The 15356-nt window shown below is 66.2% G+C and carries 16 protein-coding genes and 4 pseudogenes; 6 read left to right on the plus strand and 14 right to left on the minus strand.

Translation table 11 applies throughout. From position 1 onward, the window contains the following. Window positions 1–174 precede the first annotated feature (174 nt). The 3 genes from AB0M48_RS29900 to AB0M48_RS29910 form a co-directional block, all read right to left on the minus strand. Window positions 175–1014, minus strand: a complete 840-nt coding sequence (locus AB0M48_RS29900) for a hypothetical protein (protein WP_363848382.1) — start codon at window positions 1012–1014, stop codon at window positions 175–177. 115 nt (window positions 1015–1129) lie between these two features. Next, on the minus strand, window positions 1130–1918 hold the full coding sequence (locus AB0M48_RS29905; RefSeq protein WP_363848385.1) for a GAF and ANTAR domain-containing protein: 789 nt from the start codon (window positions 1916–1918) through the stop codon (window positions 1130–1132). 404 nt (window positions 1919–2322) lie between these two features. After that, on the minus strand, window positions 2323–2622 hold the full coding sequence (locus tag AB0M48_RS29910) for a hypothetical protein (protein ID WP_363848388.1): 300 nt from the start codon (window positions 2620–2622) through the stop codon (window positions 2323–2325). Between the two features lie 586 nt (window positions 2623–3208). Between AB0M48_RS29910 and AB0M48_RS29915 the strand changes: the two genes are divergently transcribed. From AB0M48_RS29915 to AB0M48_RS29925, 3 genes are all read left to right on the plus strand, one after another. Continuing rightward, complete coding sequence (locus AB0M48_RS29915; RefSeq protein ID WP_363848391.1) at window positions 3209–3634, plus strand: STAS domain-containing protein; 426 nt, start codon at window positions 3209–3211, stop codon at window positions 3632–3634. 342 nt (window positions 3635–3976) lie between these two features. After that, window positions 3977–4741 (plus strand): GAF and ANTAR domain-containing protein, encoded by a 765-nt coding sequence (locus AB0M48_RS29920; protein ID WP_363848394.1) that lies wholly within the window; start codon window positions 3977–3979, stop codon window positions 4739–4741. A gap of 992 nt (window positions 4742–5733) precedes the next feature. Further along, window positions 5734–6465: a GAF and ANTAR domain-containing protein gene (locus tag AB0M48_RS29925; RefSeq protein ID WP_363848397.1), complete on the plus strand. Its 732-nt coding sequence runs from the start codon at window positions 5734–5736 to the stop codon at window positions 6463–6465. Here the strand turns inward: AB0M48_RS29925 and AB0M48_RS29930 are convergent. Continuing rightward, window positions 6440–6688 carry a hypothetical protein gene (locus tag AB0M48_RS29930; RefSeq protein ID WP_363848400.1) on the minus strand — a complete coding sequence of 83 codons (249 nt, stop codon included), beginning with the start codon at window positions 6686–6688 and terminating at the stop codon, window positions 6440–6442. The genes AB0M48_RS29925 and AB0M48_RS29930 overlap by 26 nt on opposite strands. 347 nt (window positions 6689–7035) lie before the next feature. Between AB0M48_RS29930 and AB0M48_RS29935 the strand changes: the two genes are divergently transcribed. After that, window positions 7036–8082, plus strand: a complete 1047-nt coding sequence (locus tag AB0M48_RS29935) for a glycosyltransferase family 4 protein (protein WP_363848402.1) — start codon at window positions 7036–7038, stop codon at window positions 8080–8082. 60 nt (window positions 8083–8142) lie between these two features. Here the strand turns inward: AB0M48_RS29935 and AB0M48_RS29940 are convergent, their stop codons facing one another. The 7 genes and pseudogenes from AB0M48_RS29940 to AB0M48_RS29970 form a co-directional block, all read right to left on the minus strand. Next, window positions 8143–8496: an ATP-binding protein gene (locus AB0M48_RS29940; protein WP_363848405.1), complete on the minus strand. Its 354-nt coding sequence runs from the start codon at window positions 8494–8496 to the stop codon at window positions 8143–8145. 32 nt (window positions 8497–8528) lie between these two features. Next, window positions 8529–8657 (minus strand): hypothetical protein, encoded by a 129-nt coding sequence (locus AB0M48_RS29945; protein WP_363848560.1) that lies wholly within the window; start codon window positions 8655–8657, stop codon window positions 8529–8531. A gap of 76 nt (window positions 8658–8733) precedes the next feature. Further along, window positions 8734–9015, minus strand: a pseudogene (locus AB0M48_RS29950) (SpoIIE family protein phosphatase); the annotation flags it as partial. 672 nt (window positions 9016–9687) lie between these two features. Beyond that, entirely contained in the window at window positions 9688–10176 is a 489-nt protein-coding gene (locus tag AB0M48_RS29955; RefSeq protein WP_363848408.1) for an NUDIX domain-containing protein, read from the minus strand. 973 nt (window positions 10177–11149) lie between these two features. Then, window positions 11150–11395, minus strand: coding sequence for an aminotransferase class V-fold PLP-dependent enzyme (locus tag AB0M48_RS29960; RefSeq protein WP_363848410.1), 246 nt, complete (start codon window positions 11393–11395; stop codon window positions 11150–11152). Next, window positions 11392–12671, minus strand: a pseudogene (locus tag AB0M48_RS29965) (MFS transporter). The gene AB0M48_RS29960 and the pseudogene AB0M48_RS29965 overlap by 4 nt, the downstream one beginning before the upstream one ends. Continuing rightward, window positions 12629–13048: a rhodanese-like domain-containing protein gene (locus AB0M48_RS29970; protein WP_363848412.1), complete on the minus strand. Its 420-nt coding sequence runs from the start codon at window positions 13046–13048 to the stop codon at window positions 12629–12631. The pseudogene AB0M48_RS29965 and the gene AB0M48_RS29970 overlap by 43 nt, the downstream one beginning before the upstream one ends. Before the next feature lie 145 nt (window positions 13049–13193). On the opposite strand from AB0M48_RS29970, the pseudogene AB0M48_RS29975 reads away from it, so the two are divergent. Both AB0M48_RS29975 and AB0M48_RS29980 read left to right on the plus strand, forming a co-directional pair. Next, window positions 13194–13556 (plus strand): annotated as a pseudogene (locus AB0M48_RS29975) (hypothetical protein); the annotation flags it as partial. Between the two features lie 44 nt (window positions 13557–13600). Further along, window positions 13601–13801 carry an IS3 family transposase gene (locus tag AB0M48_RS29980; protein ID WP_363848549.1) on the plus strand — a complete coding sequence of 67 codons (201 nt, stop codon included), beginning with the start codon at window positions 13601–13603 and terminating at the stop codon, window positions 13799–13801. A 337-nt stretch (window positions 13802–14138) separates the two neighbouring features. Here the strand turns inward: AB0M48_RS29980 and AB0M48_RS29985 are convergent. From AB0M48_RS29985 to AB0M48_RS29995, 3 genes and pseudogenes are all read right to left on the minus strand, one after another. Beyond that, a pseudogene (locus AB0M48_RS29985) lies at window positions 14139–14441 on the minus strand (DDE-type integrase/transposase/recombinase); the annotation flags it as partial. Further along, a complete protein-coding gene (locus AB0M48_RS29990) occupies window positions 14377–14733 on the minus strand; it encodes an IS3 family transposase (RefSeq protein WP_363848415.1) in 357 nt (118 codons plus the stop codon). The gene AB0M48_RS29990 and the pseudogene AB0M48_RS29985, both read right to left, overlap by 65 nt. A 184-nt stretch (window positions 14734–14917) precedes the next feature. Then, on the minus strand, window positions 14918–15052 hold the full coding sequence (locus AB0M48_RS29995; RefSeq protein ID WP_363848417.1) for a hypothetical protein: 135 nt from the start codon (window positions 15050–15052) through the stop codon (window positions 14918–14920). Window positions 15053–15356 lie beyond the last annotated feature (304 nt).

The following is a 15356-nucleotide window of genomic DNA, read 5'->3' on the forward strand; positions in this document are numbered from 1 at the left end:
GTCAGCCCTGTTCCCATCCTTTGGTGCTCCCGCCCGAGGTTCGGCCCTGTGCAGACGATCTCGCGCAGGTTGATGCCCCGCCCAAAGTCCGGCCCTGTGCGGCGGCACATACCGAGATCACTGACGGACAGCGGGAAATGCCGCCGCCACTGGCCTGCGAACAATGCCTCGACCTCAAGCCTCGCGCGCGGGCAGCACCGGTTCCGACGACGTATCGGGCCGGGGACTGACAGGGGTGAGAGGCACAGCCTCGGCCCACAGCCGTTCGTACAGCTCCTTGTATGTCTTTTGGATTGTCGCCTGCGGGCTGATCACCGCGGTGAGGTTCCTGCCCACGCCGGTCAGGGAGGCCCCCAGGAGCTGCACGGTTCCGTTCTCGTGGATCAGACAACGGTCATGCAGCTCGGGGCTGGTGGTGGAGCGGACCTCCAGCTTGGCAGCGGCTCCCGGCAAGGTGCCCAGCACGACGGCCAGTGCCGCCAGATCGTGCCTGGCCTTGTGGTGTCTTCCTGACACCAGGACACGGGTCAGGGCGGTGGAGTCCAGCAACCACGGGACGAACTCGGCCTTGAAGTAGGCGTCAACGAGCATGCCCGCCCCGGCCGCACTAAACGTACGAGTGAGATGTACCCAAGTCAGAGGTTCGTCAGGGTCCAGGGCGACGTCAGCGACGTCGGATTCATCGGGCTCTTCGACACGTCGAGCATCGAGCCCACGCAGCACGGCCTCTCCCAACGCCGTGAGAGCCACTTTCTCATCCGGTCCATCAGTGAGGGTTACCCAGCCCACCGCGGCAAGGTAGGCGACGACGGAGTCCGGCGGCTGAGGTGTGCTGAACGCGTTATGCGCCAGCGTGAACGTATCGAACAGCGATCGGCGCCAGGCAAGCCGGGGCGGACGCTTAACCGCAAACCGGTCCAGACTCGACTTGTCCGGTGCCTGTTCCTGCTCGGCGAGCAACTTCAGGTACGACAAGGTGCGATGCACGTGCTCCGGCGCAACTTCGATCTCCACCACACCAGCATTCCCTACGTCCTAGAACGCTGCCATGTGCACCAATGAGTCCCCTAGTCCACTGGCGATCGCGCTGGTCTCGCGCGGTCGAGACGTGCCGCTGAGGGATGTGTGCTCAGGAACCGGTCACCGAGTCGAGGAGGTTCTGGGCGATGTCGCGGAGTTTGATGTTCTCGTGCTGTGAGCGCTGTACGAGCATCGTGAAGGCTTCGCCGGCGGTGCAGGAGTGCACGGCCATCAGGACGCCCTTGGCTTGGTCGATAACGGCTCGGGAGACGAGAGCCCGTTCGAGGCTGCTGATGTGATCTCGTGAGCGCTGCCAGCGCTGGGCGCTGGCGATCGTGGCCGACGCTGTTGTCGTGAACAGCTGCATGAGCCCTTCGTCGAACGGGTCGAACGCCGCGGCCGTGTAGCTGTAAATGTTGAGCGAGCCGAGGTGCTCCTGCTCGGCGGTCTTCGGGGAAGGCAGCAGCACCGGCACGGACAGGTAGGCACGGATCGCGTGCTCCGAGGCCACTGCTTCGAACTCCGGCCAGTCGTCGAGGTGCTCACCGACGACCGCCCGCACTGCCCGCAAGGTGCGCGCGGATTCGAGGCAGGGCCCCCGGTCAGCGCTGTACTGCTTCTCGTCGACCTCGATCAGCTCGGGGTTCGTACAGGCCGCAGTGCGCGGCTGTGCCAGATCCATCAGTGTCACCGTGATCGCGTCGGCGTCCGGGATCGCTCTGCCCGCGGTGTCCGCCAGCCTCTGCAACGCGGTGTCCAGGGGCTCGTCGTCGGTGAAGGAGTCCCGCAGCACTGTCAGCGCCTCGGCGGTCTCGTCGAGTCTGCTCAGGGCGTCGGGACGGTCGCCGTCGCCCGTCTCAGCCGGAGACGCCTCGGACGCGTGCGTTTCATCGGCCATGCCGCGACACCTCGTGGTTCAGAGGAACTGTCCACGGCGCCGCTGCTTGACGTCGTCAGGGCATGGTACGCAATGATCAAGACATGACCGCGACCGTCTAGCCTGGCAAGCGAACCGGCACCAGCGCGGGGAGCTGCTCAGTTTCAACTTTCCCCGCGCCGGAGCCGGCCGGTCCGCCCGAAAGCGGCCTACCGAGTTCACGCGCACGTGTCCGGCGCCCATGCGATACCCGTGCGGCGCTGATCTAAATCCTGCGTGATCAGTTCGACGCAGAACAGGTCGTCCGCAGCCTGAGCGGCTTTCGAAGCGGGCCGAGACGAGACCAATAGGCGCGGTGGTGCTGGTGGGCGTCGGCGACGTCTCCGGCGGCCAGCCCGTCACCGTCCGGGGCTTGGCTGCCGAAGTCAGTGCGGCGTCGCGGGGTTCTCGTCGGGAGGCGGGGCGGGGCGGAACCATTCGGTGCGGTGGGTCTGATTGGCGTCGGCGACGTTTCCCGCTGCTGGCCTTTCGCTGGCCGGGTCGATGACGTTGCCGCTTTCGGCGGCGGGAAGCCGATACCAACCTGAGCAGCCGTTGACGCACGGATGGCTCATCTCGGTCAGCACGAGCGCGCCGTTCTCACCGGGCACCGGTTGCTGCCAGGTGATCGAGCCTGTGTCGGCACACAGGTCACAGTCGTGTTCGGGCTGCACATCGACGAGCATCCATCAGCGGCCCGCGTTTTCCGAATCGCGTCACCTGGACGGACGAAGGGGCCGCTGGACCATGCCGTGCCCGGCACATAAGGAGGTCCGGCGCGCCTGGGGGTGCGAGCCGGACCTGCCCCGAGTATCGCGCAGTCCCACGTGTTGCTACCGCCGGCAGTGAGAGTGCCGGTGCACCACCTCGGTGCGGTCGGGTCCCCTTGCGAGCCTCGGCTGGCATCACCTGGGGGCTACCGCGGAAGTGCTGACCGTGGCCGTCGACGCAGACCTGCCCGTCACTCGCCGGCTGCTCGGTGACCACCCGCACGGCACCGTGGCGCCATCGGAGCCGTGTCCAGAGCGCCCCGCCGGGTACGACCGCGCGGTAGGCGCTGATCACAGACTGTATGTCCGTCACGAGGCACACCTGGTGGTGGACCAGGGCAGCGGTCCCATGTGCCGAAAACGCAGAATGCGTAGACCTGTGTGGTGCTCAGTCAGCGACGCGGCGCACGCTTACCCCGCTGTTGGCCGGGCGAATTCAGGCTTGCCGATCTTGTCGGAGCTCCTACGCTGACTGTGTGTCCTCTGAGAAGCAGGATCCGCGATGACGCCGGACGTTCCGGTCTCGCCGGCCGCCGACACCTCGACGGCCGACATGCTGAGCGTGAGCACCGAAGTACTCGACGGTGTCGCCGTGCTGCACGTGCGAGGTGAGATCGACATGGCCTCGACCGAGCCGCTGCATGAGGACATCAGCGCTCGCCTTACCAACGGCGATGACGTCGTCATCGACTGCACCGATATCACGTTCATGGACTCCAGCGGCCTGTCGGCCCTCATCAACGCCCAGGCCAGCGCCCAACGACGTGGTGTCCGGCTTGTCGTGGTGGCCAACGATCACGCCGTCTTGCGGCCACTGCAGGTCACCGGTCTCGACGCCGCGCTGACTATCACCGCGACAACCACCGACGCGCTCGCCCTCCTCGATCGCCGCCACGACGCGACACCGCCACACCCTCGCCAAGGGTGACCTGCAGCTTCACCCGGCGAGCAGGCTCTGGTCTCCGGCAGGCGGATCTGGTTCTGGGACGGGCGGGTGATCGACTGTCAGGCAGTGCACAATCCCGTCGGGTGACGTGGTGACGCAAAGGCTGAGAGAGGCTTGGGAGCGGGCGAGCCGATAGCGCGCATCAGGGCGGGTACGAGTGCGCGTTTGTGCGCGTCGTGGTCGAGGTCCAGGGGTAACTGGCGGGTAGGCTTTACAGCGCATGGCGGTCCCGAATCGGCGCTCGGTCCGCGTAGCGCGCTTTGGTCAGCGTCCCGAGGCGATACAAACCGCCGACGGCCGAGCTTCGGCAGGGTGGATTCCCGCATGACGACTGGCAACGGGCAGAACGCGGACGGCTGGGATCGGCAGGAGACGTCGTCCGGTCATGCCGTCGGATACGACGAGGTGAACGACCTGGCGCTGCAGTTGGGCGACCTGGCGCGCTACCTGCAGGGGCAGGACAGCGTGGAGAACACGCTGCGCGGGATCGTGTATGCGGCGGTCGGCACGGTGCCGGGCGCGCAGTACGCCGGCGTGTCAGTGGTCGAGGGCCGCCAGACGATGAGCACACCCGCCGCTTCCGACAACCTGGTCTACAAGGTGGATCAGGCGCAGATCGACCTCCACGAGGGGCCGTGCGTCGACGCGCTGTATGAGCACCGCACGGCGCGGCTGCCGGACATGACCAAGGAGCAGCGCTGGCCGCGTTTCGCCGCCCGCGCCGCCGAACTGGGCGTGGGCAGCATGTTGTCGTTCCAGCTCTACGTCACCGGCGACGACCTGGGTGCCCTGAACCTGTACTCCCGCGACGCCGATGCCTTCACTGAGGAGTCTGAGCAGGTGGGGCTGTTGTTCGCCACGCACGCCGCGGTGGCGATGGCCGACGCGCAGAAGATGGCGCAAATGTCGCGTGCGGTAGGTACCCGTGATCTGATCGGTCAGGCCAAGGGCATCCTCATGGAACGACACAAGATCAACGGAAATCAAGCCTTCGCCGTGCTCACGCGGGCCAGCCAGCACACCAACACGAAACTGGTCGAGGTGGCCGAATACCTGGTGCGCAGCGGCGAACTCCCCAAGATTCGATAAGACCGAGTTACCTCAGGTAGCCGAAGCGCAGCAGTTGCGGGGTCAACTCGGCCTGGTCCTCGCCTGCTCGACGTCGAAGTGTCACGCGAGCACGCTCGCGATGCCCACTGGGGCGAACCAGGGCTGGTGCTCAGCGCCGGGAACCATGCCGCAACCATGACCACAGCGGTGGAGTCCTGGTTGCGTGGCCTGCTTACACGGATCGTCGCGTCGCTGCGAGACAGGGCCGGGGCCATGATCGTGAGTGGGCGGGCGCCGTGACGACCACCACCACTCACGACTCCGCCTACTGGCAGCTTGGAATGCGGTCAACGTCAGGGAAGTGCTTATCTCAGTCCTATTCGGACAGGGACGGCCACACTCGAGGTGCAGATGTGTTCGGCGGCGCGCCCGGCGTCGGCTTCCCACACCCGACCGTGTGCTCACCACCGGCGGTGAGCAGCGTGTGGCTGTAGGGGCTGAACGCCATCACGTGCACCACTCAGCATGCCCGGACAGTGTCGCTAGTGTGGTGTGGTCGGTGAACCGCCACAACCGCACGTCCGACCGGGAGTAGGTGCAGGGCCGGTGCTGCCGGTTACGCGGCGGTCACGTGGTGGTGTAGCCAGTGCAGGAGTTCGGGGGGTGTCGGTGCTGAGTAGGCCGAAGTGGGGGCCGAGGGTGCCGGCGGTGGCGGGGTGGATGCGGTAGGTGATGTCGTGAAGAAGACATCCTCCAGCATCGACAACACCCTCCGCACGCCGAGCTCGGCACCCCCGTATCGGCCGGCGTGATCATGCCAGCAGCCGGCGCCCGTGCGCTATGCCCGACGCCTGACCGCTCGGTGCCCATCGTCCCATTCACCACATTCGTCGCCGGTACGACGTTAGCCGCTCAAGCGACGATCGGGCGGAGTACCCCGTACCCATCTGCCGACCTGCGCAGGTGCCGTCGGCTGGTCGTGAGCGCGCTAAGTTTGATCTGGTGGTAGCGAGCCAAGCGCGGAGGGTGCCGTGGAGCAGAACCGGCGTGCTCGGCTCCACCAGCTGCTCATTGCCGATCGGTATCGTGACTCAGGCTCCATCGTGGCGCTCGTCTGCGCGCGGTGTGTGATGGAACTGTCGGTCACCGGCGCCGGCGCCACCGTGCTCAGCCACCTCCACAACGGTTCCGACGGCGCAACCCACCCGAGTCGGGGCTTGGTCCACGCGACGAACCCGACCAGCGCCGCGCTGGAAGACCTCCAACTCACCGTCGGTGAAGGACCGTGCCTGGACGCGTTCGCCTCCGGCGGGCCAGTGCTGGTGTCCGATCTGACCGCCGAAGGTGCGCACTGGCCCGCGTTCACCCCTGGCGCGCTGGCGCTGGGCGTCGAGGCGGTGTTCTCTTTCCCGTTGCAGATCGGTGTGATGCGGTTGGGGTCGCTGGACTTCCACCGCGATGTGCCCGGTCCGCTGTCGCGCAACGAGTTGAGCGACGCGCAGATCCTGACCGACATGGCCACACATGGCATCGCCGACGAACTCGCCGGACGCGACACCGCTGATGTGAGCTGGCTGCTCGACCCACACGTCGAGGTGCACCAGGCCACAGGCATGGTGCAGGTGCAGCTCGCGGTGAACGCCGAGACGGCGTTGATGCGGTTGCGCGGGTATGCCTTCACCCATGACCTGCCGCTGGCCGAAGTCGCTCATCAGGTCGTCTCGCGCACACTTCGCTTCACGCAAGAGGAGGATCGGTCATGACGCGTGCTGTGGAAAGGTCTTCACGATGAGCACCGAACGAGACCAGCGGCTGGTCGACGAGACCTCCAAGTCTCTGCTGGAAGATCAGCGTTGCAAGTCCGACCGATGAGCTGTCGCAACGATGCACAACCACGTGCGAGACTTGTTTGCACAGAAGGCGCTCACTAGCAGCACCGCGCCGGGTCATATCATCGAAGCGCTCGACAAGGTCGATACGACGCATACATCGGCAAAGTGTTGGTCACGCACGCGGGTCCCCGATACTGATCCCAGTGCCGGGCACCGGCAACATCAATACAGCACAGCATGAATGCGCACCAACGCATGGACAATGCGTCGGCAGGTCCCGTGTATCACGAGCGGATCACCCTCTGCATTGCCCATCGCTTCGGCATCCACACTGGCGTCGTCAATATTTCGAGGTCGCGGCTCCCCGCCTACGCGAATCTACCCGCCGGGTGGCGGATGCCGAGCTTTTCCCCCGGCGATGCGCTCAAGGTTTCGTTCTGCGCAACAACGGGTATACCAATCGCACTAACGGGTTGAGGATGCAGCTCGGATCGGTTCGCTGTGCTCGTCGAAGGAGCCTTTCCGGTGAAGATTGCGATGGTCTCTCTCGACGCCAGTCCTGTGAACGCCGTCGTCGGCTCACGCGGAGGTCATGTCGCCGCGTTGGCCGGCGCACTTTCCCGGCATCAGCACGAGGTGACCGTGTACACGGGTAACTCGGATCTCGCCGCGCCAGAGCACACGACCATGAATGGGTTCGCGGTCACGCACCTTCCCCCGACCGCAGCGGCGTTCGCGGACAAGCTCGTCGCGCAGTGGCAGCGGGAAAGGCCTGATGTCGTGCATGCGCAATCGTGGGCATCCGGGGTGGTGAGTGCGATGAGTGCACGCCACGTCCAGGTGCCCTTGGTACAGACTGTGGACGAACCGGACGGGAAGACCGTTCAGTCTCGTTCGGTTGAGCGAGCGCTTTGCCGTGCTGCAAGCCGGATCGTCGTCACCAGCGAGCGCCGAGCCGCTGCGTTGATCAGAGCCGGTGCGCGGAGGGCACAGGTGTACGTGGTTCCGCCGGGCGTGGACACCGAACTGTTCCAGCCGGACAGCTCCGGTAGGTCCCGCTCGCTGCCACACCGCGTGGTGTGGCTGGGTGAACCGTTGTCGTTCAACAACATTGACGTCTCCAGCATGGTTCCGAACACCAAGTTCGCGACCATCGGCGGCACTGCTCGGTTGTTGTCGGAGCAGGATCGTGCGGCACTTCTGCGGTCTGCTGATATCGCGGTGTGCGCGGGCTCATCTGCTGAGCAAGAAGCTCTGACGTTGCAGGCGATGTCGTGTGGTGTCCCGGTCATCGCGCTCATACCTGACGGTCCGAGTGACATGGTGGTGCACGGCATCACCGGTCTGCACGTGCCGCAGGGCAGCGTGGCTGAGCTTTTCCGGACGCTGCGCGCACTGGTGGCTGACTCGACGAAACAGGACCTGCTCGGCACGAGCGCCCGCGACCGGGCGTGCGTGCGGTACTCGTGGGGTCGCGTCGCCAGCGACCTGGTCCAGGCATACGACCAGGCGATCGGTTCGCGCCGCAACGACGCGGCATTGCACTAACTGGCTCTACCTCGCGCGCGATGTCATCGATGCGCCAACTTCAGCGCGATACCGGTGACTTCAGCAGCTGACCGACGCGAACACGGTCTTGCCACCGCCGGTTCGTGGCCTGGTCCTCCACGTGTCCGCGAGGTTGTCGACGACGACCATTCCTCGTCCGCGGTTGTCGTTGGGCAGCCGGGAACGGCCGTACACGGGTTGTGTCGCCGAATCGTGGTCGACCTCGATCGTGACCGCGCACGGCACCTGGCTGAGCAGGACTCGAAGCCGTCCGGCGCCGGGCATGTGGTCCACGACGTTGCTGACGAGTTCGGTCATCACGAGCAGAACGTCGTAGAGGTGATCCTCGCCGAGGCCTTCCAGAGCGGCGGTGAGCTCCCGGCGCAACGCCGAGACCACGACGCCAGGATGCACCGGTAGATCCAAGACGAGAACTCCGGACGGCGTCATGCGAGCCTGCGCAGCAACACCAACGCGATGTCGTCTTGCGAACCTTCACCGAGCTGGGCGAGCAAGCGGTCGGCGAGCTCGTCCAGGTCGTCGGTGTGTGACACGGCCGCCCGGAGTTTCTCCATGCCGTCGTCCAGGTCGCTGTCGCGCCCGTTCGACGAGGCCGTCGGTGGTCAGCAGCACGGTGGTGCCGATGGGCAGCGGCAGTTCGGTCGCTTCCGGTCGTTGCAGTCCGATACCCAGCAGGGGGCCTCTGATGTGGAGGTACCAGGCTCCCTGGTCGTCGGCCACCAACGGTAGTACGTGGCCGGCATTGGCCACTGTCATCGTGCCTGCTTGTAGATCCACCTGCAGCAGGCACATCGCGGCGAGGCCTCCGGCGGGGTGAAAGCGCATGATCATGGTGTCGAGTCTGCGCAGGATCTCGACGGGGCCGTGCCCTTCGACCGCGTAGGCGCGCAGTGCGTGCCGTATCTCGGCCATGATCGTCGCTGCCTGCAGGTGCTGCGGAACGAGCTTGCCCAGATCAGGCCGTGAGCGGTGCGGGTGCGTAGCCAGGCCACCTGGCGGTGCAGTTAGCAGCCCCGATACGCCGACCCGGTTGAGTCTTGAGGCGGGCGAGGAGGCAGTGGTCAGCAACGGACAGTTGCAGGCTCGGCCTGTCCTGCTGGACACGCAACAGCGGCGATCTAGGATCGGCGTCCAATGCCCGACGTGGGGACGGGTCGGAGCCCGTCCCCAACGGGTGCTACTTGGGCGTGGACAGCTCGAAACTTGACTCCACCACCAAACCGCCGATGTAAAACCGCTGGTCAGCCCTGTTCCCCTCCTTTGGTACTCCCGCCGGGGATCCGGCCCCGCGCAGAACGATCCCGCGCAGGTTGGTGCCCTGCCGGGGATCCGGCCAGGGCGGCGGCACGTACCGAGCTCACTGCCCGACAGCAAGAATGCCGCCGCCACTGGCCTCGCCGACAAGGCCCCGATCTCGAGGCGGCTAACGCGGCAACCGCATCTGACGAGCTGTGCTCCTATCTAGCGGCACCCCGATCCAGGCTCCGCATCAGCGTCGTTCTGTCGTCTCCGCCGGTAACGATCAGAGCGCGTCGGCGGCCGGCGTCCCCGTTGTCGTCGGCGTCGCAAAGGTTTTACGCGCGGTCAGTCGACCAGTCTCAGCGGTGTGGTGTCGAGACGCCCATCGAGAACTTGGTCAAGCAAGCCGGGAAGCCGAGCAGGCAGCAGCTTGTCGCTGCACAGGCGCAGTTCGGCTGCTGACCACCAGCGTCGTTCGATCAGTCCGGCTTTCTCGTTCTCAGTAAGTTTGAGTGCCACATTCGGCGCGGTATCGGTGATGCGGGCGAGAAACACGTGATCCTCGCGGTAGTGGTCGCGTCCCTTGTAACGGAAGCGGGATTCACGGATCCACAGCTTGTGCCCCAGCGACGAAATGATGAGTCCGGTTTCTTCCGCAACCTCACGCACAGCGGCACCCTCTAGGTTCTCGCCCTCGTCGAGGCCGCCACCGGGTAGTTCCCACCAGTGGTGACCGCGGTCGTGCGGATCGCAGGCATGGATGAGCAGCACACGGTCATGGGCGTCGAGCAGCAGCACACGAGCACCAATGCGCGGGTTGGCGGTGGTGGACATCCGGCGGGCATTCCTCGCGTTCGACTGACTGAGCGGCAGCCCCGCGGGTGATGCCGGAGTTCAGAACAGTATCGGCTCCGGCTCGGTGAGCGCGTCGACCGCCGTGGCGGAATCCGACGTTAGCAGCATCCGCTGTGCGCAAAGCGAGAGCCGGGCAGCGAGTCCCGACCACTGCAAATCACGCAGCGGCAGCAAAGTGATCTTCGGGTCACGGCCACCTTCTGATGCCTGAATACACTGAGGTAGTCCAGCTCGACGGGGCTGGCACTCTCCTGCATCCTCCGCCAACCGGTTCCCCATCGCGTCGGCGTTCCAGCCTAGTCACCGGGCACCGGTGAAGCCGTCCTGCGTCACGATGCAATCGATCAGCAGGTCGTGCCGGATGTCAACGGAGTAAATACCTGCGACAAATTTCTCCGTGTCCTGAAGGCAACTGATTCACTGGCCCCGGCAACGACAGCCGCACTGGGAACGCCCGCTGAAGACGGCCGTCCACTTCTTGGGCGATGATCTTGCCATCTACCTTGATCACCGCAAGCCGTACCCCTTGGACAACGCCACCGCACACGCCAGTCACGGCCAGGGAAGAACACCCGAATGGAGGACACGATTCGCTTTAGCCAACGCGACCCCATTTCGCCCTTGGCAAACCGATTCTCCCAAAATCCTCCCAAACACCGGGTTACCGGCCAGTACAGACCACTGTGGACAGTCATCACAAGATCGAAAAGAGCGCATGAAAAAACCCGCTGACCTGGGCTTTCACCCAGAATCAGCGGGCTGATTCAGACCGTCGGGACGACAGGATTTGAACCTGCGACCCCTTGACCCCCAGGTGGGCCAGATCATCGCTTGACGTGCGAAAGCGCTGAAGCGGCAGGTCGCGACGATGCAGTTGGATGCACTTGAACACAGCTCAATCCTGTTGCCACACCTTGACTTCTCCCAATTTCCTCCCATCGTCCTCCCACGTTCAGCCTGTGTCCACCGCTGCGGGCGTCGAACGCCTGTGCGTGAATCCCAGGAGCGTGTCGACCTGGTTCCGGGCGTGGTCCAGGGCGACGCGGGACTCTCGTCCGCAGTGGTGCGTGCTGGAAGGGTTGCCGAACTCCGCGGTCAGGTAGGGCAGCATCGAGTCAGTCACCGCCGGGTCGATCGGGGTGGTGGCGTTGTAGTCGAGGTAGATCGGTCCGTGGAGGAGTCCGCTGGGGACGGTCACGCGCTGACCATCCTGTCGGGGTGGGTTTCGTACATGCGCACGGCGACGACGACGCCGGACAGCGCGGTGAGCACGGCCACGACCCAAATAGCGGCGCGCAGGCCCCACAGGTCGGCGACGATGCCTCCGAGCAGCGCACCCACGGCGAAGCCGCCGTCACGCCAGAGCCGGTAGACCCCGACGGCGCGGGCTCGCCACGCGGGGTGGGCGACGTCGCCAATCGAGGCGAGCAGCGTCGGGTAGACCATCGCGGTGCCCGCGCCCAGCAGAACCGCGGCGACCAGCCAGGTCGTGAAGGTGCCGGCGGTCGCGACGAGGGAGAGCGCCGCTGCCTGCACCAGCATTCCGGCGGTGATCAGGTGTTTGCGGCCCCACCGGTCGGACAGCGGGCCGGTGACGAGCTGACCCAGCCCCCACACGGCTGGGTAGACCGCGGCGAGGACGCCGATCTTCGTGACGGAGAACCCGGCGGTGGCGAACAGGATCGGGAACAGGCCCCAGGCGAGGCCGTCGTTGAGGTTGTTGACCATGCCTGCCTGGCTGGCGGCGGACAGGGCGGGCTCGCGCAGGCTGGTCCGGGCGAAGATCTCCCGATCGCTCGGCGCGTCCCCGATCGCGGCGGGGTGGTGTTTCGCTTCCAGCCGTGCGTGTTCACGGGTCTCCCGCACGGCGAAAGCCGACAGGCCGAGGCCGAGGACCACGTAGGACAGTCCGAGCAGGAACGGCGCGGGCCGCAGGGCGTAACGCGCGGCGAGGTAGCCGGTGGCGAGCGCGGTGACTGCGACAGCGATGTAGCCAGCGGCACCGTTGAGTCCCATCGCGAGGCCTCGCCGGGACGGGCCGGCGAGGCCGATCTTCATGATGACGGTGGTGGACCAGGTCAGGCCCTGGTTGACGCCAAGCAGCACGTTCGCCGCGACCACCCCAGCCCCACGACGGTGCCCAGATCAGCAGCAGCGGCACCGGGATCGTATCGAGCCAGCCCGCGAGCAGCACCGGGCGGCCACCGAAGCGGTCGGACCAGGTGCCCGCGAAGTAGTTGGTGGCGGCTTTGGTCAGGCCGAACGGCCACGACGTAGGTGAGCACGAAGGTGTAGCCGGTCAGGCCGAACTCGTTCTCGGCCAGCAGCGGCAGCACCGCGCGTTCCTGCCCCAGCACACCGCCGACCAGGGCGTTGACCGCGACGAGCAGGCTGAATTGGGCGAGGTTGGCGCGCAACCCGAGCCGCACGCTCACCGGCCGCTCTCCAGCCGTCCGCCGGTCGCGGCGGCCCAGTCGCGGGGTCCGCCGGTGAGCACGGCGACGTCGCGGTGCCCGGCCTGTTCGAGCAGGCTGGCCGCGCCCATCGCTCGTTCGCCGTGGCCGCACATCACCACGAGCGGTTCTCGCGGCACGTCTCCGGCACGGGCGGGCAGGTCGCCGAGCCCGACGTGCTGCCCTCCCGGCAGGAGGCCGAAGGCGAACTCGGCGCTCTGCCGGATGTCGAGCACCGACCCGCGCACGTCGCCCGGACCGACCAGCCTGGTCGTGGTGGTGGGAAGTCCCGCCGCTGTCCAGGCATCCATGCCGCTGGCGAGTTCGACGAGGTCGGCGTATCCGATCTTGGCTGCCTGCCAGGCGATCTCGGCCGGGTCCTGGTCAGGACCGCGCACGATGATCAAGGGCCAGCCAGCCGAGCCAGGAGGCGAACACCGGTCGTAGAGGGATCGACAGCGCACCGGGCGCGTCCTCGCTCCCTCAGCCGTAGACCCACAGGCAGGACACGCCCACAACGCGGAGCCCAACCGCCTACCGCAGGCGGCCACCACTGCCGACATCGACCAACTCATCGACGACCACGCCACCGCGGCGAAGCGCGCGATCGAAGCCGGCTTCGATGGCGTCGAACCCCACAGCGCCAACGGCTACCTGCTCCAGCAGTTCCTCGCCCTCAACACCAACCAGCGCACCGACCACTACGGCGGCAGCCTGCCAAACCGCGGACAACCCAAAGCCCACCTACAACATGTCTTCACCGCGATCGCCGTGAACATCGAACGCCTCAGCGGCCTGCCACCAACCAGCGAGACAACCTCATCCCGACTACCGACCGCCTTCCAGGATTTCCTGGACCAACAAGAGATCCCTCGACTGAAGTCCTGGAGGGCCGTCAGCAGCTGACCCACGCGAGCAAGATCACCGATAGAGTCAAGCTAGCGGAGTCGATCATCGGCTTGTTCAAGACTGAGGTGGTCAACCGGCACGGCCCGTTCAAGTCCCTAGCCGAGGTCGAGTTCGCGCTCATGGAATGGGCGGACTGGTACAACAACCCCCGTCTGCACCCGCGTCTGGACTACCTGACCCCGGCCGAGTACGAAGCCGCGTACTACTCTCAACACCCGCCACGCCGACCGGCGCTGGTCTGAAACCGAAGCCGGTCTCAAATCCGTGACGGTTCATCATCGGGGAAGTCGAGCTTCAGCCGGTGCGAAATCTGCTTGGACTCCAAGCGGTCGCCCACCGCCGATCCTGCCGATGAGGTTTGTCAGCCCCTTCCGCGTCGGCGGCTCTGGCCCGACGACGGTGCCAGGCGAGCGCATCGCGGGCCGCGGCGCCCAATCCGCGCGCCACTGCCGACGCGCACGCTCCGGCGCATCGCTGGTCTTCTTGGTCCAGTCCGCCGCCGCCATCGTTAACCACCTCCGACATCAGAGGGTGTTGCGACGACCAGTTGAATCCACCCTGCACGCAGCGGTCGCTGAGGTGGACGAGCCCGGCCAGGTCCGCGCCAGCCGCCTGGCGGCGCCAGATCGCCATCTGCAGCACGTCCAGCGCCAGATCGGTGTAGAGGTTGGTGGCAACCTGCCAGCCGACGATCAGGCGGGAGAACACATTGAGCACGAACGTCGCGTAGACCCAGCCGGCGGCGATACGCATGTAGGTGATGTCCGCGACCCACGGCTCGTTGACACGCGTCGCGGCGAAGTCACGTTCTACCAGGTCAGCGATCTGCCGGTCCCCGCCGCGGGCGTGTCGTGCGCGGAGACTTGTCCCGCAGCACGCCATGCAACCCAGCCTCGCGCATGAGCCGCTCGACCGTGCAGCGGGCGACGTCGACGCCCTCCCGGTTCAGCTGCCTCCACACCTTCCGCGCCCCGTAGACGCCGTAGTTGTCCTGGTGCACCCGCTTGATCGTCCCGGTCAGCTCCCGGTCGCGTGCCGCACGGGCCGACTCAGGACGGGACTTGGCCGCGTAAGAGGTCGGCGGTGCGATCTCGGCGGACGTCTGCGCGAGCGCCTGCAGGACCGGCTGGACACCGTGTTCTTCCCGCAGCGAGCCGACGAACGCGACCTTCATCGCGACGGACGGTACAGCTCCGCCGCGAAGAAACAGGCCGCTGACCTCAAGATCTGATTCGCCCGCCGCAGCTGACGGTTCTTCCGCTCCAGCTGCGTGAGCCGCTCCGCATCGCTGGTCGTGGCGTGGTGCCCGGCCAGTCCCCGGCGTCGGTATCCGCGCACTTGTCCCAGGTCCGCAGCGCCTAGGGATGAATCACGAGCTGCTCAGCGATCCGCTTGATCGCCCCGGTCGCCGAGGCCAGGTCCCGACGGGCCTCCACGGCCATCCGGGTCGCCCGCTCACGCAGCTCATCGGGGTACTTCTTCGGTGCAGCCATTACTCCTCATCATCCAGGCTTGATGATCTCCATCAAACCCGGTGCGGAACAATCACGTCAGGTGCTCCGTGGTGTGGAGCGCGAAGAAGCCCGTTCCAGCGATGCCAGGTCTCGTCGCAGAGGCTCATGCGTTCTGGCGCAGCGATCTGGCCCTCGCTGCGCCGGACCTTCTTCGGCTGTTCCTCACAATCCCGGTACCAGTTGACGGATACCCGGTAGTGAACCAGGGATTCAGCTGCTCTCCGATAGTCGTAGGAGTGCACAGCCGGGGCCTTCGGCTGCGCAGTGCCGGCCCCGCCGTTCC

The sequence above is a fragment of the Lentzea sp. NPDC051208 genome (assembly GCF_040682435.1).
GTDB lineage: Bacteria > Actinomycetota > Actinomycetes > Mycobacteriales > Pseudonocardiaceae > Lentzea > Lentzea kristufekii.